At 42.3% G+C, this 23,326-nt stretch carries 21 protein-coding genes; 13 read left to right on the top strand and 8 right to left on the bottom strand.

Translation table 11 applies throughout. From position 1 onward, the window contains the following. Positions 1-12: 12 nt before the first annotated feature. Both WAO38_RS04545 and WAO38_RS04550 read right to left on the bottom strand, forming a co-directional pair. Positions 13-651, bottom strand: coding sequence for a transglutaminase-like cysteine peptidase (locus WAO38_RS04545; protein WP_422234769.1), 639 nt, complete (start codon positions 649-651; stop codon positions 13-15). A gap of 16 nt (positions 652-667) precedes the next feature. Next, positions 668-1,954, bottom strand: a complete 1,287-nt coding sequence (locus WAO38_RS04550) for a TolC family outer membrane protein (protein ID WP_422234771.1) — start codon at positions 1,952-1,954, stop codon at positions 668-670. 199 nt (positions 1,955-2,153) lie between these two features. On the opposite strand from WAO38_RS04550, the gene WAO38_RS04555 reads away from it, so the two are divergent. Next, a complete protein-coding gene (locus WAO38_RS04555) occupies positions 2,154-2,678 on the top strand; it encodes a hypothetical protein (protein WP_422234773.1) in 525 nt (174 codons plus the stop codon). Positions 2,679-2,694: 16 nt separating this feature from the next. Beyond that, positions 2,695-3,363, top strand: a complete 669-nt coding sequence (locus WAO38_RS04560; RefSeq protein WP_422234775.1) for a TonB family protein — start codon at positions 2,695-2,697, stop codon at positions 3,361-3,363. 1 nt (position 3,364) lies between these two features. Here the strand turns inward: WAO38_RS04560 and WAO38_RS04565 are convergent, their stop codons facing one another. The 3 genes from WAO38_RS04565 to pstS all read right to left on the bottom strand — a co-directional run bounded on the left by WAO38_RS04565 (position 3,365) and on the right by pstS (position 6,469). Continuing rightward, entirely contained in the window at positions 3,365-3,721 is a 357-nt protein-coding gene (locus tag WAO38_RS04565) for a hypothetical protein (protein ID WP_422234777.1), read from the bottom strand. Between the two features lie 148 nt (positions 3,722-3,869). Beyond that, a complete protein-coding gene (locus WAO38_RS04570) occupies positions 3,870-5,201 on the bottom strand; it encodes a hypothetical protein (protein WP_422234779.1) in 1,332 nt (443 codons plus the stop codon). Between the two features lie 266 nt (positions 5,202-5,467). After that, positions 5,468-6,469 (bottom strand): phosphate ABC transporter substrate-binding protein PstS, encoded by a 1,002-nt coding sequence (gene pstS, locus WAO38_RS04575; protein WP_422234781.1) that lies wholly within the window; start codon positions 6,467-6,469, stop codon positions 5,468-5,470. Positions 6,470-6,612: 143 nt separating this feature from the next. Between pstS and WAO38_RS04580 the strand changes: the two genes are divergently transcribed. From WAO38_RS04580 to WAO38_RS04630, 11 genes are all read left to right on the top strand, one after another. Then, on the top strand, positions 6,613-7,284 hold the full coding sequence (locus tag WAO38_RS04580) for a phosphate signaling complex PhoU family protein (protein ID WP_422234783.1): 672 nt from the start codon (positions 6,613-6,615) through the stop codon (positions 7,282-7,284). A 39-nt stretch (positions 7,285-7,323) separates the two neighbouring features. Next, positions 7,324-7,998: a response regulator transcription factor gene (locus tag WAO38_RS04585; protein WP_422234785.1), complete on the top strand. Its 675-nt coding sequence runs from the start codon at positions 7,324-7,326 to the stop codon at positions 7,996-7,998. Beyond that, positions 7,992-9,401, top strand: a complete 1,410-nt coding sequence (locus WAO38_RS04590) for a sensor histidine kinase (RefSeq protein ID WP_422234787.1) — start codon at positions 7,992-7,994, stop codon at positions 9,399-9,401. Before WAO38_RS04585 ends, WAO38_RS04590 begins: the two co-directional genes overlap by 7 nt. After that, positions 9,398-10,774, top strand: a complete 1,377-nt coding sequence (locus tag WAO38_RS04595) for a CCA tRNA nucleotidyltransferase (protein WP_422234788.1) — start codon at positions 9,398-9,400, stop codon at positions 10,772-10,774. Before WAO38_RS04590 ends, WAO38_RS04595 begins: the two co-directional genes overlap by 4 nt. 45 nt (positions 10,775-10,819) lie before the next feature. Continuing rightward, positions 10,820-11,671 (top strand): phosphate ABC transporter permease subunit PstC, encoded by an 852-nt coding sequence (gene pstC / locus WAO38_RS04600; RefSeq protein ID WP_422234790.1) that lies wholly within the window; start codon positions 10,820-10,822, stop codon positions 11,669-11,671. Further along, positions 11,668-12,510 carry a phosphate ABC transporter permease PstA gene (pstA, locus tag WAO38_RS04605; RefSeq protein WP_422234792.1) on the top strand — a complete coding sequence of 281 codons (843 nt, stop codon included), beginning with the start codon at positions 11,668-11,670 and terminating at the stop codon, positions 12,508-12,510. Before pstC ends, pstA begins: the two co-directional genes overlap by 4 nt. Positions 12,511-12,512: 2 nt before the next feature. Beyond that, complete coding sequence (gene pstB, locus WAO38_RS04610) at positions 12,513-13,298, top strand: phosphate ABC transporter ATP-binding protein PstB (protein WP_422234794.1); 786 nt, start codon at positions 12,513-12,515, stop codon at positions 13,296-13,298. 89 nt (positions 13,299-13,387) lie between these two features. Then, complete coding sequence (locus tag WAO38_RS04615; RefSeq protein ID WP_422234796.1) at positions 13,388-15,091, top strand: EAL domain-containing protein; 1,704 nt, start codon at positions 13,388-13,390, stop codon at positions 15,089-15,091. Beyond that, positions 15,088-15,633 carry a YfiR family protein gene (locus WAO38_RS04620; RefSeq protein WP_422234798.1) on the top strand — a complete coding sequence of 182 codons (546 nt, stop codon included), beginning with the start codon at positions 15,088-15,090 and terminating at the stop codon, positions 15,631-15,633. Before WAO38_RS04615 ends, WAO38_RS04620 begins: the two co-directional genes overlap by 4 nt. Beyond that, a complete protein-coding gene (locus WAO38_RS04625) occupies positions 15,620-17,188 on the top strand; it encodes an ATP-binding protein (protein WP_422234800.1) in 1,569 nt (522 codons plus the stop codon). Before WAO38_RS04620 ends, WAO38_RS04625 begins: the two co-directional genes overlap by 14 nt. Positions 17,189-17,244: 56 nt before the next feature. Then, complete coding sequence (locus tag WAO38_RS04630) at positions 17,245-19,176, top strand: TonB-dependent receptor plug domain-containing protein (RefSeq protein ID WP_422234802.1); 1,932 nt, start codon at positions 17,245-17,247, stop codon at positions 19,174-19,176. Between the two features lie 33 nt (positions 19,177-19,209). Here WAO38_RS04630 and queF read toward each other — a convergent pair whose 3' ends face one another. The 3 genes from queF to gyrB are packed head-to-tail and all read right to left on the bottom strand — an operon-like array spanning position 19,210 to position 23,315. Next, complete coding sequence (queF, locus tag WAO38_RS04635) at positions 19,210-19,599, bottom strand: preQ(1) synthase (protein WP_422234804.1); 390 nt, start codon at positions 19,597-19,599, stop codon at positions 19,210-19,212. Positions 19,600-19,611: 12 nt separating this feature from the next. Then, positions 19,612-20,997: an EAL domain-containing protein gene (locus WAO38_RS04640; RefSeq protein ID WP_422234806.1), complete on the bottom strand. Its 1,386-nt coding sequence runs from the start codon at positions 20,995-20,997 to the stop codon at positions 19,612-19,614. Beyond that, positions 20,997-23,315 carry a DNA topoisomerase (ATP-hydrolyzing) subunit B gene (gene gyrB / locus WAO38_RS04645; protein WP_422234808.1) on the bottom strand — a complete coding sequence of 773 codons (2,319 nt, stop codon included), beginning with the start codon at positions 23,313-23,315 and terminating at the stop codon, positions 20,997-20,999. The genes WAO38_RS04640 and gyrB overlap by 1 nt, the downstream gene beginning before the upstream one ends. Between the last annotated feature and the right edge of the window lie 11 nt (positions 23,316-23,326).

A 23,326-nucleotide genomic window follows, 5' to 3' on the forward strand; every position in this document is an offset into this window, starting at 1 on the left:
TTCGTCAGCCATTTATAAACGTTTTGTAAGGGTTTCCCACTTCTCTAGTTTTTTCATGTCAATCGGACTTTTACGGGCAAATCCTTGATCATACGCCATGTATTGCTGTAAATTAAACCGATATAACGGTATATAATCTTTATCGACTTTTTCGGGTACGATGTTTATTACCCGATTATCAAGGATCAGAGGAACCGCCCGTTCATCCGCATAATAGGCTAATACCACATGTTTATTGCTTGCATTATCGGTTGCCGCATAGGTTAAAAAGAGTTTTTCTTGAGGTATTCCCATCTCTATCAAAGTAAAAAACTTGGCAATTGCATAATCTTCGCAATCTGCTTTTCCGACTCCCAGCATCTCTATCGGTGTGGCCCAATAATCCGAAATCCCCCAGCACTCCCGATCACTCTGGTAAGGAACCTGATTAAAAAAGTTATTAATGCATACAAGACGCTCTTCTTCGCTGCGCCCGGCATTTTCATTGATAATTTTCTTTAACGTCTTGAATCGCTTCTGAGCCGCTTCCCCATATTTGGGAGCAACACGCGGCAACGGACAAACTTCTAGCGTTGCAGCACACAGCGATACTTTCGATCCAAGTACTATCAGACTGACAATCACACTCTGACGAATAACCCGCCTTGGCATCTCCGTCCTTTTTGAATTACAACGATGGATTAGCGTCTAGCTCTTTAGCAAGAGCCCCCGTTGCTTCGAGAATCCGGTATTGTGCAAAAAGGAGGTCATATTCATTGTTGACAACCTCTTTTTCAGCACTGAACCGCTCATTCTCGGTATTGAGCATATCGATGAGCGTCCGTCTGCCCAGTTCAAATTCTTTTGCATACGATTCAAGCGTACTGGTCGTATAATCTCGATGTTCTTTTAAATATGGCATCTGCTTTTTGAGTTCATCATATGCTGTCCAAGCATAATCAAGATTTTCTCTCACCCGCAGCTTGATATCATTAATAGATTGTTTTTCTTTCAAAACATTCACTTGTTGTTTATCGCGGTTGGCTTGATAATAACCGCCGGCATAGAGATTGTAGGAAGCGATAATCATGGCTGATTCGGTATCATCCGGCCCTTCTACTCCGCTGACATTGTCATTACGGGTTCGACGAAGTTCAACATCCACTCGAGGATAGTACTCTTTCATCGCTACTTTTACATTATGCTCTGCCGCAATGATATTATTGTTTTGTACCAGTAATGACGGATAGTTGGCATTTGCTTCATCCAGTGCCGTATCGAAATTTGATGCAAGAGCGGAGCTGAAAACAGGTTTTACCATCGTTTCCGGTGCTACATCTTCTCCATATATACGTTTGAATTTTGTCATTGCATCCCGATAATTGCTGCGCTGAATAATCACGTTGGAATTTGCAAGAGCTACACGCGCCGAAGACTGATCGATTTCTGATTTTGTCCCGAATCCGCTATCGGTACGCTCTTTGATTTTTTGATGAATCTCTTCATGTTTTTTGAGATTTTCTTCTGCCAATTTTAGGGTTTCGTATTGCTTCATAAGCCCCAAATACGCTTCCGTAGCCTGAAGACTCAACTGATTGGCTTTCTCCATAACACTCATCTTAGCCGCTTCAATTCGCGCTTCTTGTTTTTTAACATCTTCAACGGTTCCGAACCCGTTAAAAATATTTTCCGTCACTTTGATTTCCCTGTCATAGCGTTTCAGCGAACGCCCGTCCGAAGGGGTAGCAGCCGTAGTTGTTTTTTCTGTACCGTAACGGCCGACCAAATCGATACTTGGAAGATAACCCGCCTTTGCCATATCGGCATCATATGTCGTAGCACGATAATTTTCAATGCTTTCCAAAATGATAGGATTTGTAGAGGTAACATGATGGACTGCCTCTTGTAATGTCAATCCAAAACTACTTAATGGAATTAGTATTGAAGCCAATGCTATTGAAAGCTCTTTTTTCATTGTTTACTCCTTTTTTCGTTAACCTACGTTCATAATATAACTCTATAGATTAAAAAAGTATAAAAAACTATAAATCGTTATGATCAATATTTTAATTACAATTATTCTTTCAAACATCTCTATTTAAATGTGCCCATAAAAGAAGTTTGTTAACATTTTCATACTAGAATGTTTTTCATCATAATTTAAAAGGAATTTCGTGAAACTTTCTCATTTACTTGCCTCACTAACTCTTGCTTCATCTTGTTTATTTGCTGCACCCGCAACGCTTGCTACCGTAAACGGCAAAGCAATCACAACCAATGATGCAAACGCATTTATGGCGAAAGCCATCCCGGGGATGAGTTTTGAAAAACTCGATCCGAAAATGAAACGTCAGGTAGTCGATCAACTCGTCAATCAAACTCTCATCAAAAATCAGGTTATGAAAAGCGGTATGCAAAACACCCCTCAATTCAAAGCACAATATGCGGCGATCAAAGATGATTTGGCCGTCGACATGTGGATGAAACAGCAGATGAATAAAATCAGCGTAACCGAAGCTGAGACAAAAGCGTTTTATGATGCTAACGGTGACAAAATGAAGCAGGGAGATAAAAAACTGCCGTATGAGCAGGTCAAAAAAGAGATCGCTCAGTTTTTAAAAGTTGAAAAGTTTAAATCCCAGATGAATAAAACGACCGATTCTCTCCGTGCGGCAGCCAAAGTAGAAGTCAAACTCTAAATGATATTTGGAATACGTGCGCCCCACTAATCCTCTTATCCTGTCGATAGGTATTCATCTTGCCCTTTTTGCTCTTTTTATCGGAGCGATGGGCATAGTGTACAAAAATATGCCGATAGCGCCGGAAAAAATCAAAATCAAGATTTTAATGCAATCTCCCGAATCTGTTTTGGTACACCCTGAAACCCCGTCATCTCCGCCGATAACAAAAATAGAGAAATTGGCCTCTGTTCCCAAAACACCATTGGCTACACCATCACCTAAAATACCGGTCATCCCTATGGATAAGCCGAATATCACACCGCCTCCGGTTTTTTCTGAACCCGTCACTCCGACCATTGCGCCCAAAATACCTGAACCGTCGCCAATTATGACGCAAAAGACTCCCGTTTTGAAAATCGAGGAAAATTATGCTGAAGAAAATTTAGGGAAAATTCGGGTTATATTATCGGAACGGCTCAAATATCCAAGAAATGCACTCCGTCTTAACCAGCAGGGAGAAACCGTCGTTTCGTTTACCTTGGGGACCAACCGGGAAGTGAGTCAAATTACTATCGCCCAAAGCTCCGGGTTTGAGTTTCTCGATGATGCCGCAAGAAAACTCATCGAAACTTCTGCCTCCGAATTTCCGAAACCTTCCAAATCGGTACGAATCACTGTTCCGATCGAGTATAAACTGCGATAAACTATCCTCGTGCGCCCAGTCCAACTCCGAGAGACTGTTCGATCTCATGCGCGTAAGCCGGATTAGCCTGACGAAGTGTTTTTTCAAATCGCAATATCAGCTTAGAATCGGTGCGGGGATGTACACAGAGTGATTCAACTAAATGTTTATATGTGCCTATCGTATGCGAGTTAATCGTTCCGAAACGGCTTAAAATCATCTCTACCGCATGATTAAGCTCAGCCCCAGAGGATGATCGGTTCTTGAGTATCGCACTGAGTGATTCAAACGTTTCAATAGTCGCGGGACTTTCGGGTTGTGCTGTTTTAGTTTTACTGCTCCAGACATATATCCCGACTAACAGTATTAAAACAAACAATAACCCCACTATGGTGAGTATTAAATTGATAGTGATCATAATGGTGACTCTTTAGTTGATATGAGAAGTATTGTAGCTAAAAATGGATGAAGGAGAATGTCTCCCGCAAAAGCGGGATACTTATAGAAGATTTGCCGTTAAGCGGTTATTACCATTTAACTTCGGTAGTCAACATGTAAACATCTTTCTCTTTTGCTTTATCAATTGTAGCAGGATCAGTGATTTCTGTTGCATCCGTGATATGTTTACCAGAAGCAATGAAGCTTACATTTTTATTGTATTTATATGCTACACCGTAAATGGTTTGCTTCATATCTTGAGACTTAGTTTTAACACCGGTTCCTGCTGCAACTGCATCAATATCACTTACATCATAACGTGCTAACACTGTCCAGTCTTGTATTGGGCGGATTTCAGCATTGACTGACCACCCTTTGTACTCTTTACCAGAACCAAGTGCAGAATTTTGTGCTTTATCTTTTGCAGTATAATATTGCCCTGCAATCAAGAATTCCGGTTGGTTATAGACCGCATGGATACCGTAGAAAGAACGATCGTATTCAGCCGCATCGTCTTCAACAACGTTATTGTCTTTATGATTTTTAGAGATCATACCATACGTAGAAATGTTCGCATACGTATCTTTTGTACGGTCATTTTTACCCACTTTCGTTCCGCTTCCGAGTACGTGAGCCGTCAAACGCCATTCGAGTGAAAGATCTGTGCTGTTCTCTTGGTTTGCCGCTGCTTTATCGGCATGGTAACCCTCACCGTTGAATAGACCGATTTCAGATGAGAACATATCTGTTTTGGTTTTAAGATTGAATCCAAGGTCAGCCGAGTTGATTAAATCCGGTCCGTTGTCTGTCGCATTTGTTTTTTGCTCAAGGGCAACTTTGTTGATTGAACGATAGTGCCAAGCATTGTGCTCTTCATAATCGATCCACGGACGGTGTGCGATACCGATCTCTACGCCAGTGTACGGAAGAACTTCATCCAACCAAAGGTAAGCATATTTCGCATACATATTTGCATATGAAGTTCCGCTCGTAAGTTCTTTCGTTGTATCCATTGTTACACGGAAATAGTCTTTGTCGTTAAAATATGCTTTTACTTGAACATAGTTACGGCGAAGTTCAAATCCTCGTGAGTTATCAACACTTGTACTGCCTGTACGCTCAGGACTGATAGATGTCAAACCAAAATAGTGTGTACCGCTAAATTCAAGCGTTTTTGCTTTTGATTTAACGTTTACATATTTCTTTTGTTTGTCTTGATATTGAGCAAAATTTGATTCTTGATCACGCATTTGCATATCAACCGTTTTAGCATCGATAAAATCGCCCATCTCTACACGGCCTTCGCCTGGTGTTGTGTAAACTTGACCTGTTTTCGGGTCACTGTAAAGGGTTAGTGCATCAGCTGATGCAACACCGCTAATCATCGCCGCAGCAAGGGCAGATAATACAACTTTATTCATAAGAATCACTCCTGTTTTTTAGTGATGTCATTGTAGAGAAATTTGATTACGTGATTGTTACATTACAGAATGATTACAATAAGGAAAATGAATGAAAAACGGGGAGACAGATGTGAATAAAACGCCAGTCTGAACGCATACGCCAGGACAGACAAGCAAAACTTAAGGAATTGAAGAAGGAGAAGAAATGAATGTGCCACAAGGGCACCTCTAAATGCACTTTATGCGCTTAAAGGTACCACCCCTCAAAGGGGTGAAGGAAAAACTTATTTAGTTTCTGCCCAGTACTCACGAACAAGGTTTGTTGTTTCGACAGGAAGTGGGATATAGCCCAATTTTGTTGCCGCTGCATCACCGTTTTTGAATGCATAGTCAAAGAATTTGATAACTTCTGCGTTAACTTCTGTTTTTTCTTTCGGTAAAAGAATATAGGTTGCCGCTACGATCGGGTAAGCAGTATCACCTTTTTGAGATACCAATGAACCGTAGAAATCTTCTGATTTTTTCCAAGAAGCTTGTTTAACTGCTGACATAAAGTTTGCTTTTGTCGCTGTTACCCATTTGCCGCTCGCTGTTTGCAATGTTGCCGCTGAAAGATTGTTTTTCTCTTTATAGGCGTTTTCAATGTATCCGATAGAGTAAGGAGTTTGTTTAATGAGGTTAGTTACACCTTCGTTTCCTTTTCCGCCGACACCGGTTGCCCAGCCGATTGCTTTACCAACACCGAATTTGCTTTTCCAGTTTTTAGATGAATCACTCAAGAAATCAGTAAATACATACGTTGTTCCTGATCCGTCTGAACGGTGAGCAACAATGATTTTTTCAGCCGGGAGGTTGATACCTGCATTGTCCGCAGCGATAGCAGGATCATTCCACATTGTAATTTTTCCGGCAAAGATGTCTGCTACAACAGAGTTTTTAAGTTTAAGTTTTTCATCGGCAACACCCGGAAGGTTGTGGGCTACAACGATAGAACCGATTACCGCAGGAAACTGAGTCAATTTTGCTTTAGCAAGCTCTTTTGATGTCATTGGAGCATCTGTTGCACCGAAATCGACAACACGTTCAGTGATTTGTTTGATACCGCCGCCTGAACCGATTGCTTGGTAGTTGACACGAGTTTTAGTCGCTTTTTGGTAGTTGTATGCCCAGTCATAATAACATGGAGCTGGGAAGGTCGCACCTGCACCGCTGATTTTATCGGCTGCGATCATCGAAGTTGCCGCGATTGCCGCGATAACCAAACCTTTTGTAGCATTTCTTAGCATAATGGAATCCTTTGGAATTTTGATGGCGTCATTGTAGAATGTTCGGGTAACGAAACGATTACAATGAATACGCATCTTTTGTAATCTCATGGTTATAAACTAACGTTATAATGATGTATTATTATTTAACCAAAGGCACACTAATGCTACCACGCTATGAAAACAAACTGAATGAAATCCGCGGAATGATTTCACTAATGCTCTCTCAAATCATTCTAGCCAGCGAAGAAACACTCGAAGCATTCGAAACTGATAATACCGATTTGTACGAAACTTCACGCACCCATATCAAAAACCTCCAAGCGGATGCAAACAAGATTGATAATGAAATTATCAAAACTTTTGCTCTTTTCGGTCCGGAAGCCGATGAATTACGACTGTTAGTCGCCTACCTGAAAATGACGAACGAAATCGATCGTATCGGCGACGGCCTCAAAAAATACAGCAAACGTCTTTATGAACACTGCATGGGCGGATGTGACATGTCTGTTTTGACCAATGCCATCATTCAGCTGCACAAAACGACGATCAATGCGTTACAATACATCATTGAATGTTTGAATAATATTGATATGTGTGATGCGGATGATGTCTACCGCAAGGTTATGGTCGAAGAGTCTAAAAACGATGATCTCTTTTCTATTATGGAAAAAGAGCTTCTGACACTTATCATAAACGCCAATGAACTCTCCGTCGAATATGTCAAAGTTTTGGGAACCCTTCGCAAACTTGAACGTATCGGTGACCGTACGGTTAATATTGCTTCGCTGATGCTTTATGCACAAAAAGGCGGCGAACTGAATTTACACAACTAGGCCGTATCAAAATTTAGAATTACAAAAAAGGAATCATGCGTGGATACGTTGATACTGATTGTCGAAGATGAACAAGATATTTTGGAACTCATGGAGTATCACCTTGGGCGTGAAGGTTTTGAGACGATCGGCTTTCTAAATACCAAGCATGTCGTCGATGCCCTGGAAGAAGAACGTGTTGATCTGATTCTAATGGATCGGAATCTGCCCGGTGCCGAGGGTAGTGAGTTTGTCGAATCACTCCGCAAACGGGGGATTCAAACCCCTGTAATATTCGTCAGTGCTAAGCAAAAAGATGAAGAGATCGAGCAGGGTTTTGAGCGGGGAGGAGATGATTACATCACCAAGCCTTTCAGTATGAAAGAGCTTATTTTACGGGTCAAAGCAGTCCTTCGACGTACGAAAAAACTCTCCAGCGAAGGCAACGTAACCTACCGCGATATTTCTCTAAATCTTGCCGCACGAACGGTCCATATCGAAGGTAAGCCGGTCGAACTCACCAAACTCGAATTTGATCTGCTGCATGCGCTGATCGTCAATGAGAACGTTGTCCTCGAACGTGACTATCTCCTCGAAAATGTATGGGGGAGTGATGAAGTATATCAAGACCGAACCGTCAATGTTGCCATCAACCGCCTCAAAGAAAAAATTGATCCGGATAAAAGCAAAGAATACATAAAAACGGTGCGGGGAGTCGGATACACACTGTGCTAAGGATCCATCAACTCTTTTTCCTAAATGTTTTAGGACTCTTTTTCGCCGCTCTTGTGGTCGCTTCGCTTATTAGCTTTTTCACTCTCAAATCGATGATCATCCAAGAAAGTGAAAATCGGCTTATTGAAGATATAAGCCTCTTGGAACCTTTGCTCGTCACCACGGATAATTATGACCGATTTGCGGCAGAAGTAGCCGGAAAAACCTTTCTGAGGGTAACGATTATCGCTGAAAACGGGGAAGTGATCGCCGAAAGTGATGCCGATAAGACAACGATGGAAAATCATTCCGGCCGTATTGAAGTGATGCACGCTATGACGGAGCCTTATGGGGTTGCTACCCGTTATTCGAATACCGTCAAAACCGACTTTATCTATGTCGCCCACAAAATAATTACTCCTGAGAAAATATTTTACATCCGCCTTGCCATGGGTTTGGAAAGCGTGATGGACCATTTTTACGGATTATGGCTCAAAATGGTGGGTGGATTTAGTATTTTAGTCATCATAGCCCTCATGATTGCCTATAACATCTCGAAAAAAGCCCGTTATGATATTCTTCAGATCACCCACTTTTTAGATCAGGTATCGGCTAAAAACTACCATGCGGTCCTTAAACCGGAATACTTCCGTGAGTTTTTACAAATCTCGATACTTCTTAAAAATTTGGTTAAAAAACTCCATAACCGCGACAAACAAAAACGCAAACACACCGCCAAACTCCGACTCATCAACAAACAGCAAAACGATATCCTTTCCGCCATCAGTCACGAATTTAAAAACCCGATTGCCGCGATCATGGGATACGCTGAAACACTCCATGACGATCTCGGTCTTGACCCGAAGATCCGTGAAAAATTCTTAGCCAAAATTCTCTCCAATACCCATCGCGTTACCTTGATGCTGGACCGTCTGGCCCTCTCGGTAAAACTTGAGAACAATGATCTTTCCATTAAGCCTTCTTTCTTTGATCTGTCCGAGATATGTACCGAATCCATTGCGATTTTACAGGTCAAATATCCGACGCGTGTTATCCGCTACAACGGTCTCTCCAAAATGGTCTATGCCGATAAAACGATGATCGAGCTCATCATCACCAATCTCGTCGATAATGCGCTCAAATACTCCGAAGAAGAGGTGACGGTCACCCTAACACCAAACTCACTTCGCGTTAGTGATAAAGGGATCGGTATCGCCCCTAATGAACTCGACAAGATCACCTCTAAATTTTATCGGGTTCAAAAAAACCGCTGGGACAATTCTATGGGTCTTGGGCTCTCTATTGTGAGCTATATCCTTAAACTGCATGATTCCACTCTCCAGATAGAGAGTACTCTGGGGGTCGGATCGACGTTTAGTTTCTCACTCGAAAACTTCATCCAGAAAAACAAAACAACGAAATGACAATTACACTTTCCTCTGCGCTGGTACAACTTTTCAAACACCTTTCAGAACATGGAATCAAACCGATTTTGGTCGGAGGATTCGTCCGTGATACTTTCACCGGACACCCTACCCACGACTTGGATATAGAACTCTATGGCGTAACATCGATAGAATCCCTCGAAACCCTCCTCCGCCCTTTCGGAAAGCTCAACCTCGTCGGCAAAAGCTTCGGTGTCCTAAAACTCTCCTATGGAGGATACTCGATCGATTTTTCCCCGCCGCGCAGTGAATCCAAGTCAGGTTTCGGGCATAAAGGGTTCGAGATGGAGTGGTTTAGCGAACTCGATTTTACCACCGCTGCACGCCGCCGTGACTTCACGATCAATGCCATCGGCTATGATCCTCTCACCGATACACTCTTAGATCCGTTCAACGGCTGTGAGGATTTAAAACATCAACGTCTGCGGTGTGTCGATCCTGAGACCTTTATCGATGATCCTCTGAGAGTTTTGCGTGCAGTGCAGTTTGCCGCCCGATATGAGCTAACATGCGATCATCAGCTGTTAGACCTTTGTCACAATATGATTGCGAAAGGTGCTCTAGACGAACTTCCCAAAGAACGGATTTTCGAGGAGCTTAAAAAACTGCTGCTTCTAAGTGCTCATCCTTCTATAGGAATGAAACTGCTGCGGGAGATGGGAGGTCTTTCTTTTTTTTCACCGCTTGAAAAGCTCGAATTGACCCCTCAGGATACTGCGTCTCATCCCGAAGGTTCTGTATGGATACACACGCTGATGACGCTTGATGTGATGGCATCGATGCGACAAGGCGAGAACCGGGCCGATATGGCACTGATGCTGGCAGCGTTGCTGCACGATATCGGCAAACCCGATACGACAATCGATCCGGATGGTATGCTCAATGCCCCGAAACATGCCGAAGAAGGGGTTGAAATTGCCCAGAAATGGCTGGATCGTATTACCGAAGACAAAGCCCTTATCAGCCGTGTCTTGCCTCTGATCCGTTATCACGGATGGCCGAGAAAACTCTACCGCGCTCAGGCAAATGAGAGTGAAATACTTCGACTTAGCACCCTAGTAAATATCCATGATTTAATTATTTTAGCAGAAGCCGATTTTTTTGGACGGGACTTTAACACTCCTAAACCGGAACATTTTGAAGCAGGCGAATGGCTTTACGAACGTGCAAATGCTTTGGGAGTTTTGCACCATCCGCCTGCGCCTCTAGTGATGGGACGTGATCTTATAAAACTCGGATTAAAACCCTCAGTCGAGTTTAAATCGATATTGGAAGCCGCATTCGAAGCGCAATTAAATCAAGAATTTTTCACCCATGAAGAGGCGATACAGTGGGTCGTAACGAACTTGTAACGATCTTATACTATAATTGCCTATATTTTTTAAGCAAGGCTTGGCATGATTGATAAAATCTTCCTAAACATGACCCGCACCAGTGCACTGCTGATTTTATTCATCGTCGCATGGATTTTTGTGGTTCTATTTAATCAGTCGACTGAAGCTATGCAGACGTTTGGACTTGATTTCATCACGAAAGATGAATGGGCTCCCAATCTCGATAAATTTGGGGCTTATGCGGCGATTTTCGGTTCTGTCGCTTCCACTTTCCTGGCGATGCTTTTCGCTATTCCTATCGCTATCGGCGTTGCGATCTTCCTCAGTGAAATCGCACATGACAAGATCAAAGGGTTCTTCGGTGTCAGCGTCGAGCTCCTCGCGGCTATCCCTTCGGTCATTTACGGAATGTGGGGACTTTTCTTTTTTGTCCCTATTTTACGTGATATTTTCGGCGGCATGGGAATCGGATTGCTCGCGGCAGGGATCGTTTTATCCATTATGATTTTACCGTTTATGGCGGCCGTTACCCGTGATGCGATGAATACTACTCCGGATATTCTGAAAGAGTCTGCCTATGCACTCGGAGGAACACAGTGGGACGTTATCAAAGACGTTATTATCCCTTATGCTAAAGCGGGGATCATCGGTTCGCTTATTCTTGCGTTGGGCCGGGCAATCGGTGAAACGATGGCCGTTACCTTTGTCATGGGGAATGTTCACCATACTCCAAAAAGTATTATGGATCCGACGACCTCGATCCCGGTCACTCTTGCCAACGAATTTACCGAAGCGGACAGTTCACTCTATTTCTCTAGCCTTTTCGGGTTGGCTTTGACATTGCTCATTATGAGCTTCGTTGTTATCGCCGTCGCAAAGTTTTACTTTTTACGTAAAGTGAGGAAAGGACAATGACCGCAACCCAAAAACGGATTATTATCAATAAAATCGCGTTAACCTTTTCAACACTCAGCGCCATCGTCGCCTTGGCCTTCTTGTTTTGGATTTTAAGTATTTTGGTCATGAAAGGGCTTGATGCCCTCAGTTGGAATATCTTCATCTACGAAGGTGCCCCTCCGGGATACGAAGACAGCGGTCTAAGACATGCCCTTGTCGGACAGCTCATCCTTGTCGGATTGGCGACCGTTATCGGTGTTCCTCTGGGAATTATGGCGGGAACGTATTTGAGCGAGTACGGTAAAAACTCCCGACTTGCCCATGCTATCCGAGACATCTCCGATATCATGATGTCTGCACCCTCAATCGTTATCGGTGCATTCGTATACGCTGTTGTCGTTATGCCGATGGGTCACTTTAGTGCATGGGCCGGTGCAATCGCGCTGGCTATTATGATGATTCCGATCATTTTACGCACAACCGACGATATGCTTCAGCTTGTCCCGGGTACACTTCGTGAAGCGGCATTTGCCCTCGGTGCTCCGAAATACAAAGTGATACTCGATGTCGTTTATCGCGGTGCAAAAGCGGGGATTTTAACCGGTGTCCTGCTCGGTATTGCCCGTGTTGCGGGAGAGACGGCTCCGCTGCTCTTTACCTCGTTTAACGATAACTTTTTTACCACCGATCTCAATGCGGCGATGCCTTCACTGACGGTAACAATGTTCAACTATGCGATCAGTCCGTATGATGACTGGCAAAAACTGGGATGGGCAGCGGCCTTTATCCTCTCTATGTTTATCTTGGGTCTCAATATTGTGGGACGACTAATTTTATTCGCCGGCAAAAGGAAATAACTATGGCAAGCATTATCGATATTAAAGAAGATTGCGCACTCCACGTCCGCAATTTTGAGTTCACCTATAAAGGTGCACCCGCTCCGAGTCTCAAAAAAGTTTCGATGCCGATTGCCAAACATTCCGTTACAGCGCTTATCGGACCATCCGGTTGTGGTAAAACAACTTTATTGCGTTCATTCAACCGTATGCATGACCTCTATCCCGGAAATACCTATAAGGGTGAAATCGAGTTCGAAGGACGCAATATTCTCGAAGCCAAAGAAGATTTGATCCTTTTGCGCAGTAAAATCGGGATGATTTTCCAAAAACCGACTGCGTTCCCGATGTCTATTTTTGATAACGTTGCGTATGGTATGCGTCTTCAGGGGATCAAAAATAAAACCGAGCTAAACGACCGTGTCGAAAAAGCGCTCAAAGATGCGGCAATCTGGAAAGAAGTCAGCGACCGTCTTAAAAATGACGCAAACGGCCTCTCAGGCGGTCAGCAGCAGCGTTTGTGTATCGCCCGCGCCATTGCGGTAGAACCTGAAGTATTGCTCTTCGATGAACCGACATCCGCACTCGATCCGATCTCGACTCAGGGAATCGAAAAACTGGTCATCGAACTCAAAGAGCGCGTCAGTATTATTATCGTTACCCACAATATGCAGCAAGCAGCACGGGTCAGTGATTATACAGGGTTCATGTATCTCGGTGAGCTTATTGAGTTGGGACATACCGAAGAACTCTTCGTTACCCCGAAAGAAAAATTGACGCAGGAATACATTACCGGAAAATTTGGTTGATACAACATTTTTATCTTTATTCTGCATTTTTTTATGCTATTATTAAAAAATGAGAAAAAAATAGTATATTGAATAAAGGAGGGAAAAGGATGCTAAAAGATGAGCTCTTATTCGCTCCCGAAGAAAAAGAGGAATTATCCGAAGCACCTTGGACTGTATTGATCGTAGATGATGATACCGAAGTCCACTCCTTTACAAAATTAGCCCTTCATGATTTTATTTATGAACGCAGACACATTCAATTTATCTCGGCCTACAGTGCAAATGAAGCGGCTGAAATTCTCAAACGAAACGATGATATTGCAGTCATCTTGCTCGATGTCGTTATGGAAACAGAAACGGCCGGGCTTGATCTTGTCGAAACTATCCGATATCACTTTAATAATACTGCCGTACGAATCATTATCCGAACAGGACAGCCGGGTGTAGCTCCGGAACGCTACGTCATCGATCATTACGATATTAATGATTATAAAGAAAAAACCGAGCTCACGACTGACCGCCTTTATACCACCATTCGAAGCGCACTTTCCCAATACAAACAAATCATTGAACTCCTCAATAAAAAAAATGAGATTTATAACACTCTCATAACCGACAGTCTGACCGGTCTTGGAAATCGGGTCAAACTTAACTACGATCTCGATACTGAAGAACCGATGTCGTTGATTTTACTGAATATCGATTCCTTCAGCATGATTAACGATGTATATGGATTTGACGTAGGGGATCAGATGTTGCTCCAATTTGGCAATATCATACGTGATATCTCCTGCCAAATGTGTACCGTTTATCGTCTTGAGGCAGATATATTTGCCATATTAGCCTGTCTCAAAGGAGTTCAGGACGTCCAAAAAGAAGTTCTTCGCATTCAAAACAGTATCAGCAAAAATTCTTTTCTCATCAATGGTATCGAACACCGCATTAATGTCACCATCGGTGTTGTTGAACACGACATGGGAAATATGATCCAAAAGGCCGAAATTGCTCTGCGTGAAGCACGAAAAAAGAGCCGCAATCGCGTGCAAGTTTATTCAGATAATCTGGGTGTTATTACGCAAATCAAAGAAAATACCAAATGGACCAAATGGCTCAAAGATGCCCTCGATAACAATAAACTGCTTGCCTATTATCAGCCCATCGTGGATTGTAAAAGCGGTGAAATAGTCAAATATGAAACCCTTGTGCGGCTTGAACATGACGGTACCGTCTATACTCCGTATCTCTTTTTAGGAACAGCTCGCTATGCAGGATTGCTTTACCAGATAACCCAGAGGATGTTTGAGAAAGCATGTGCCAAATTTGCCGACAATGATTTCGGCTTCACGATCAATATTACCGATCAGGATCTTATCGAAGAAAATTTTGTCAATTTTATTGAACAAACACGTACCCGTTATGGAATCAAGCCCGATCGGATCTATTTTGAAATTCTGGAAGATAGCAGCATATTAACCAATCCGATTGCCGAAAAACATCTCAATGAACTCACCTCGATAGGATATCATCTATGTCTGGATGATTTTGGGGTCCAGTGTTCGAACTTCGCCCAGCTCGGTAACCTCGATCTCGACATTGTTAAAATTGACGGGGTCTACATCAAAGATATCGATGTCAATAAAAAGTCCCAAACCATTACCGAATCTATTCTCTTTTTTACCAATAAAATTGGGGTCAAAACCGTTGCGGAATTTGTCCACAGCGCTCAAGTATACGAGATCGTCAAATCAATGGGAATTGATTATGCCCAAGGGTATTTTTTAGGCGAACCCAAACCAGATTTGGTTCAATGAAAGCGCGCAAAGCTTTTACTGCCGTTTTTTTCTCTCTTTTCTGTGCTGTTTCGTTGCTAGCCGTCTCAGAAGAAAGCATCAAAGCGGCCTATTTGGAACGCTTTACCATGTTTATCCAATGGCCGGAACCGATTGAATCGTATACCGTCTGCATCTACAATGACAATCTATTTGCCAAATCTCTTCAAAAGAGCTATTCATCCCGCCTCTTCAACAATCGTCCCCTCAAGGTTATCTCACTCAATGTCGGGGATCCGTTAAACGAAATGATGAAATGCAATATCCTCTATTTTCGAGGATCAAAGCCCAATCAAAATGAAAACGTACTGAGTTTGTTACGAAAAAACAATGTTTTGCTCATCAGTGATGATGACAGAGATACCAGACAGGGGGGAATGATCGGTTTTTATTTGGAAAACAATATGTTTCGGTTTGTGATCAATCAGCGCAATCTTGAAAATGCCCGCTTAAATGCCAGTTACAAACTTCTCAACTTTGCTACCGTTATTGAACCCACCGGGAGTCAAAATGCGTCTAAATAGCCACTCTATAACCTCACAAATGGTTCTTTCTTTAGTCGGAAGCGGCCTATTTATTGTTATTTTTGCGACATCGTTCCAGATTTGGTACAGTACTGATCATGAAAAGCAGGTATTTATCCATGAAAGTAAATTGGAAGCTGATCTGGTGGTTGACTTAATCACGGCACCGTTGGCATTTTTCGATATTCAAGGTATTAAAACCAACATGCGTCGTCTGCAGAGTAACAAAAATATTCTTTTGGCTATTGTCTACTCTCCCGATAAAAAGCCTCTAGCCTTTTTTAATCCCTCTAACCGTACATTTCCCTCTCGTATCTTTCCTCTGGGAACACGGTATGAAAATTCGGGTTGGATCCCCTGGGAACTCGGAAATTTAAAAACTACTCTAGAAATTAAACAAAACGGGCAACTTCTAGGCTACCTTTATATTGAAAAAACTACGGATCGCATTACTACATTTATTTTAGATATGTTAAAAATTGTCTCAATTTTTTCTATTGGATTGATATTTTTTGTCTATATAATGTCACGATTACTCAGTAAAAAGATCCTTCAACCGATTCTTACCCTAACAGATGCCGCCAAAAAGGTAGCGGAAAATAGCGACTACTCACTGCGTGTAACCCATACCAAAAACGATGAAATCGCTTATTTATACAATGCCTTTAACCATCTCTTAAGTGATACCGAATCATTAACAACCCATTTGGAAGCCCGTGTGGCATCACGGACACAGGAGCTCCAAGACTCCCTTGAATCTTTGAAAAAAACGCAGGTGCAGCTGGTACAGTCTGAAAAAATGGCCGCACTCGGAAATCTGGTCAGCGGTGTAGCCCATGAGGTCAATACTCCCCTAGGCAACGCGATTACCGGCGGATCCATTATCGTCAGGGAAACGCAACAGCTTCTTCGACAAATGGAAGAAGGGACCCTCAAAAAATCCTCCATGGAACAAAAGCTCGGTATATTGAACGAAACAGCCCAATTGCTTCTTAAAAGTATTAATCAGGCGGCTAATTTGATTCGCAGCTTTAAACGTATATCCGTCGATCAGAGTGTAGAAGACAAACAAGATTTCAACCTTTACGAGTACCTTGAGGAGATTCTGCTCACCTTCCATAACCAACTTAAAAAAATTCCGGTCAGGGTAGAGCTACAAGGGGATCATGATCTCATCATCAGATCTTATCCCGGCGTATTTGCCCAAATCATCAGCAATTTTATTCAAAACTCATTATTGCACGGTTTTAATGCCGCTACGCCGGATGCGACAATCACAATCCGATTCAAAGTAAACGATAAGAATCTTATTTTATCGTATGCCGATAATGGTGTCGGGATGGAAGAACACATCAAAAAAGTCGCGTTCGAACCATTTACAACTACGAAACGCAATGCAGGGGGGACAGGATTGGGATTGAATATTGTTTACAATCTTATTACCCAAAAACTTTCTGGAGAAATTGCCCTTGACTCCGAGCTTCAAAAAGGGATAGAACTTACCATCACCCTCCCTCTTGAGTTGCCGACACACAAGGATGAGTCAATTTCTTAAATATATTTTATGTTAACAGTGTTATTATTGTATTAAATAATAGAGAAAGGTTGCTCATGAGAAATATTTTCTTTCTTACAGCTATTTCCTGTGTACTTCTCCAAGCGGATGAATCATCGGAATTGACGCCTCTTTCACTCGAAGATATCTTCAACATTGAGGTCACGAGCACCTCGCGGCGCAGCGAAAGCCAGCATTTGGCGCCCGGTATCATTACCGTTATAACCTCTCAGGAAATTCACCAGTACGGCGCAAGAAACCTGCGTGACGTTATCGACCGTCTCGTCGGAATGCAGGTGTTGAGTTCACACCAGCGCCCGCATAACAAAACCTCAATACGGGCAATGAACGGTGCCCATCAAGAGGGATGGGAAGTGGTTTTGCTCAACGGCCGTCCGATACATGACGGGACAGACGGTGGATTCAATTTTGATATTTATCTCGGATTCCCGCTGGAAATGATTGATCACATTGAAGTGATACGAGGTCCAGGATCCGTTATATACGGAACCAATGCGATGGCCGGTGTCATTAACATCATTACCAAAAACGGACACAAATCGATCAATGAAACTCAAGTCGACATCAGCGCAGGAAGTTTTAACCGCCGACAGCTCCAACTTTCAACATTGACAGCCGGAACCGATTACAGCCTGAACGTCGGACTCAACGCTATCCGTGCCAGCGGTGATAGCGTAAGCGGCGTTGTCGACAAAGATAACATTGCCGGAACATACGATACAGGTGAAAACAGCGATAACCTTGTGATTAACGGTCAATACAAAGGGTTTTCCCTCAATGCGATGGTGATGAACAATAATGAAGACAGCGGCGGCTCTTCATTTCAGCTCCCTTCCTCCCCGATGAAAAAGAAAAGAAACTATCTCGATATCGGTTATCTCTACGATATTACATACGGATGGGATGTCTCTTTAAACTATACCGTTAATTTAGGAGAATTCGACTGGCAGATCAGTGAAGCGGGTGGACGCAACCACTATAAAGATCGCTACGACATGACAGAGGTAATTGTACGCGGCAATGTCGCTACCGATCTAAATCTCCTTTTCGGCGCCAATACGTCGACATACAAAACGGAATTCACAAAAGGATTTACCGCTTCAAGCATGAGCAATAAAAGCGCCTATACCCAAATGGACTACATGATCTCCCCGAAACAAAAAATTATTGCGGGGATCCAGTTAAACAAACCGGAAGAGACACAAACGGACTACTCCTCACGGGCCGGATTTATTCAAGGATTTGGCGATAACTGGTGGCTCAAACTTCTCTACAGCGAAGCCTATCGCTCACCGAATCTTCAAGAAGCCAAAATCGATGCGGCGACCCTGAAAGGAAACCCTTTACTTGATCCGGAAAAAGTGGCGACTTATGATGCTCAGCTTATTTATCAAACATCCAAACAGTACTTTGCGATAGCTCTGTACGATTCAATGCTCGAGAATTTAATTGTGAGAGTCTCAGGTACCCCAACAACCTTTACTAATCAAGGATATGTCCGTTTTCAAGGATTAGAGATCGAAGGACGTGTAGAGGTTAATGAGTATATCAGCGTTCTCGGCAATTTCAGCTATCAGGTGAACAAAACGAACAGCGGCGTGAAAGACAGCACATTTGCCCCCAACATGATGGCCAAAATCGGTGCTTCCTATCAGGGGATAAATGGAATGAATATCGGTATTTTTAACAGTTATATAGGAGAATCGACCGATTTAACACAAACCAATAGCGCACCTCTGCGTAATCCAAAAGCAGATGCCTACAATCTTTTAACTGCCAATATTTCAATTGATACGGCGAAAATGTGGGGAGTTGGCAAGAACGGTCACTCTTTATTATCTCTCTATCTTGATAATATCTTAAATGAAAGCGTCTATACCCCTAATCTCAATTACACAAACGGAAGCAATACCATTCCTCATCACTGGGGAAGCAGTGCCAACCTCACTTACACCTACAAATTTTAGATCGTAAATTTAGATTTAATATTGATCCCGCAGTTAGCGGGATACTTGATTCTTTTCACTGTCAATTTCAATCACCGTGTGAACGTTTCCGCGCGGATAAAAATCAGCAACCACTTTTAAGCGTCTTGGAGCGATTTTATCTTCAAATAGGCTATAGATCTCATTGGCACTGTTTTCGTGCGAAATATGGCGGTTTCTGAACGAATTAATGTATAGTTTGATTGCTTTGAGTTCGGCGACCCATTTGTCCGGTGTATATTCAATCGTAATCGTTGCAAAATCGGGATATCCGCTGCGGGGACACAAACAGGTGAACTCCGGCAATGTCACTTTAATCACATAATCACGCTCATGCGCATTAGGCCATATTTCAAAATCTTTTTCAATATCAAAATTTTCGACGATTTGTTCTCCGTATTTCATCTGTTTCCTTTTTTATAATTGTTCAATCGTTAAAATTTTACCCAGATAATTTCCCTGCCGATAGTTAATCTTTAACGATTGAGCAAGATTATCCGTATATTCATCTTCGATCATTGTTAACCACGTTTTAGCACCGCATAAATGTGCACTTAAGTTAAGTCCCTGCACTATATTTTGATATCCTCTTTCTTTGATGTGACGCGTATAGAGTGAATCAAATCGAACAAGATCCACTTCGATCTCTTTAAGATACAAAAGCGTTGTATGATACCCTCCCAAGCGATCCAAAGCAATTTTGTACCCTGCTTTGCGATAATGGGCAATTTGATGGGCAAAACGTTCCAATTGGTGACAATACTCTTTCTCTTCAAACATCAAAATTATTTTATAACGGGCCAACGGATATCGTTCGAACAGTGTTAATGCATGCTCAAAAAAATGAGGATTACGTAACGTGACCGATGAGATCGTTACCACAAATTTTCGATCCCTTTCATCGCATAAGGCACCGATTTTTTCCAATACATCGCTCTCTAAAATACGCATTTTATTAAGTCTGTTCAAAACCGGAATATAGCGGCTTTGATGAATAAAACGCCCTTCGGAGTCGATCAGTTTGACCGTAGTATCATAAACCGGATATTCATCACAGCATACAGGCCAAAATCCAATCGAAAAATTTCCTTTTTCCAACGCTTCGAGAATTTCTTTTTCAAGCTCGTTAATTGTATAAAAATCTTCTTTTTCCGAACTGATCCGGTCATGATGAAATTCATACAAACGACTTACTAATAAATCCATGTCATCTGAAAGCCGAGAATCGAGCATAACGGCTTCTAGCCGTATTTCCATCTCGTTATTCACATAATTTTGATATTTGCTCAAAAAAAGTTCAATAAGAGATTGGTACTGTTCTTTTTCACCCGGTAAAAAAAGTAAAAAATCTCCGCCTTTGTATCGACTGACCGGCAATTTTTCGATTTTTTTATCCCGAAAAAATGAATCAAGCAAGATCACCGTACTCTGTAAAGCATTATCACCGTTTTTGACCCCGTAGCGTTCATTGATCGACCATAAATTTTCTACACTGATCAATACGAGCGTTTGCGTCTTTTTAGAAAGCGCTTTTTTGCACAATCGAAAAAAATATTCCGGTGTAAACGTATGCGTTGTTGTATCGGTGATATTTTCTTGGGTGCTCTGATAAATAAGATAAAAAATAAAATAAACCATTATCGCCAGCAGCGAAATGGACAATATAATCAGGGAAGAGAAGGTCGTATAAGATCGCGTGAAAAGGGCAGAAAGAGTGACCGAGCTTAGAAAAAAGATCGGCAACCCCATTCGTAATGCTAGCGCAAAACGGTGTTCCCTCTCTTTTTCTTCAGTATAGGTCATTAAATATCTAGATGCTTGACGTCTTTGGCGTGCGTTTCAATGTAGTTACGACGCGGTTCGACATCATCACCCATAAAGAGATTAAATGAATCGCCGGCAGATTCGGAATCTTCTATCGTAATACGCAACAATACACGGTTTTCCGGAGTCATAGTTGTTTCCCAAAGCTGTTCAGGATTCATTTCCCCAAGACCTTTATAGCGCTGAATATAAGAACCTTTCTTCGCATAATCGGTGATCTGGGTAAGCAACTCTAACAAATCGCCCTCAAGAGGCAAATTCCAATCCTGGATTTTTTGAAAGATGTAATTTGCTTCCGCAAAATGCGGTGATGCAAACAATTCATCATTCACATGAAGTTCTTCAAGACCCTCTTTGGTTTGAACAAAAAGGTGCATATCTTCATCACTGATACTTTTGCTGAGGATATTGTTTCCTTTAGCCGTTAAGAACGCTTCGACCTTAGAATATAACTCAGTCAGAGGCAATCCGATCAAATCCGGATTTTCGATGAAATAACGGATCAATTCAACCAAAGCATAACGACGCTCCAGTGCATCAAGGGTACTGCGGTAATGATCAACCATTTTGAAAAATGAGACAAGATCATTTACACCGATATTAAGATGTTCTGCTTCTAATGCTTCGATCCCATTTTCGATCAAAAAGGCATTCATTACGCGATCGTCTTTAAAATAGATCTCTTTTTTCCCTTTTTTATATCGGAACAATGGAGGCTGTGCGAGATAAAGATAGCCGTTTTCAACAATTTTCGGAAGATATCGGAAAAAGAAGGTTAACAAAAGGGTTTGAATATGGCTTCCGTCGACGTCAGCATCGGTCATGATGATAATCTTGTGATAACGAAGTTTATCTTCATTGAACTCTTCACCGATTCCGCAACCCAAAGCAGTGATCATATTGGTGATCTCTTCACTTTTCAGGATTTTGTCCAAACGGGCTTTTTCTACGTTGAGAATTTTACCTTTAAGAGGCAAAATCGCTTGGAAAACACGGTCACGCCCTTGTTTAGCCGAACCGCCCGCAGAATCCCCTTCCACCAGGTAAAGTTCGCTGATACTCGGGTCTTTGCTCTGACAATCGGCAAGTTTTCCCGGAAGTGTCCCGACCGTCATTGCATCTTTACGACGGGTCAATTCACGAGCTTTTTTCGCTGCTTCACGTCCGCGTGCCGCCATAAGGGCTTTTTGGATGATCGCTTTTGCCTGAATCGGGTTTTCTTCGAAGTATTTGGTCAATTTTTCATAGGTGACTTTTTGTACTAACGGCCGAACATAGGTATTTCCAAGTTTTCCCTTGGTTTGTCCCTCAAATTGTGGTTCCGGTACACGAACCGATACAACACAAATAAGACCTTCAGAAACATCTTCACCGGATAAAGGGATATCTTTCTCTTTGGCATTACCGTTTTGTTTGTTGTAGTTTGAAATAACACGGGTAAGTCCTGCACGGAAACCGGCTTCGTGTGTACCGCCGTTTGGAGTATTGATATTGTTGACGAAGGTAAACATTTTTTCGTCGTAACTGTCGTTATACATCAAAGCGATATCCATCTCGATATCTTCGATTTTTTCGCTGAATGCAAATGGAGACGCAACTACCGTTTTTTTGTTTACATCAGTAACAAATTGGCTGATTCCGCCTTCGAAATGATAGCTATTGCTTGCCCCGTTGCGGTCATCTTTAAAAACGATCGTAATACGAGGATTGAGGTATGCAAGTTCACGGAATCGTTTTGCCAAATAATCATAATCAAACGTGATTGTTTCTGTAAAAATAGAAGGATCGGGAGCAAACTCGATCATTGTCCCTTTTTTACGGGTTGTACCGACTACGGCAAGCGGTTCTTGAGGAATACCGCATTTAAAATCCTGTTCAAAAATTTGACCTTCACGAAAAATGGTCATTTTTAAATCACTGCTCAGTGCATTAACAACCGATACCCCTACCCCGTGCAAACCGCCGGAAACTTTATAGGTATCTTTATCAAATTTACCGCCGGCATGAAGAACGGTTAATACAACCGTAGCTGCAGATATACCTTCTCCCGGGTGGATATCGGTCGGAATACCCCGTCCGTTATCGCTTACAATGGCTGTTCCGTTTTTTGTCAACGTTACATTTATGGTGTCACAATGTCCGGCCATCGCTTCATCAATCGAGTTATCAACAACTTCATAAATTAGATGGTGTAGTCCGCGATGACCCGTATCACCGATATACATACCGGGTCGTTTTCGAACTGCTTCGAGCCCTTTAAGGACTTTAATATTGCTGGCACCGTAATTTTGTTCCATAATTGCTCCCG

The sequence above is a fragment of the Sulfuricurvum sp. genome (assembly GCF_049277495.1).
Lineage (GTDB): Bacteria > Campylobacterota > Campylobacteria > Campylobacterales > Sulfurimonadaceae > Sulfuricurvum.

Coding starts and splice junctions, on each gene's coding strand:
- pstB (WP_422234794.1), top strand. CDS start 12,513: ATGGCAAGCATTATCGATATTAAAGAAGATTGCGCACTCCACGTCCGC.
- WAO38_RS04595 (WP_422234788.1), top strand. CDS start 9,398: ATGACAATTACACTTTCCTCTGCGCTGGTACAACTTTTCAAACACCTT.
- pstA (WP_422234792.1), top strand. CDS start 11,668: ATGACCGCAACCCAAAAACGGATTATTATCAATAAAATCGCGTTAACC.
- WAO38_RS04625 (WP_422234800.1), top strand. CDS start 15,620: ATGCGTCTAAATAGCCACTCTATAACCTCACAAATGGTTCTTTCTTTA.
- WAO38_RS04580 (WP_422234783.1), top strand. CDS start 6,613: ATGCTACCACGCTATGAAAACAAACTGAATGAAATCCGCGGAATGATT.
- WAO38_RS04620 (WP_422234798.1), top strand. CDS start 15,088: ATGAAAGCGCGCAAAGCTTTTACTGCCGTTTTTTTCTCTCTTTTCTGT.
- WAO38_RS04615 (WP_422234796.1), top strand. CDS start 13,388: ATGCTAAAAGATGAGCTCTTATTCGCTCCCGAAGAAAAAGAGGAATTA.
- WAO38_RS04640 (WP_422234806.1), bottom strand. CDS start 20,997: ATGACCTATACTGAAGAAAAAGAGAGGGAACACCGTTTTGCGCTAGCA.
- WAO38_RS04630 (WP_422234802.1), top strand. CDS start 17,245: ATGAGAAATATTTTCTTTCTTACAGCTATTTCCTGTGTACTTCTCCAA.
- WAO38_RS04570 (WP_422234779.1), bottom strand. CDS start 5,201: ATGAATAAAGTTGTATTATCTGCCCTTGCTGCGGCGATGATTAGCGGT.
- WAO38_RS04550 (WP_422234771.1), bottom strand. CDS start 1,954: ATGAAAAAAGAGCTTTCAATAGCATTGGCTTCAATACTAATTCCATTA.
- pstC (WP_422234790.1), top strand. CDS start 10,820: ATGATTGATAAAATCTTCCTAAACATGACCCGCACCAGTGCACTGCTG.
- queF (WP_422234804.1), bottom strand. CDS start 19,599: ATGAAATACGGAGAACAAATCGTCGAAAATTTTGATATTGAAAAAGAT.
- gyrB (WP_422234808.1), bottom strand. CDS start 23,315: ATGGAACAAAATTACGGTGCCAGCAATATTAAAGTCCTTAAAGGGCTC.
- WAO38_RS04545 (WP_422234769.1), bottom strand. CDS start 651: ATGCCAAGGCGGGTTATTCGTCAGAGTGTGATTGTCAGTCTGATAGTA.
- pstS (WP_422234781.1), bottom strand. CDS start 6,469: ATGCTAAGAAATGCTACAAAAGGTTTGGTTATCGCGGCAATCGCGGCA.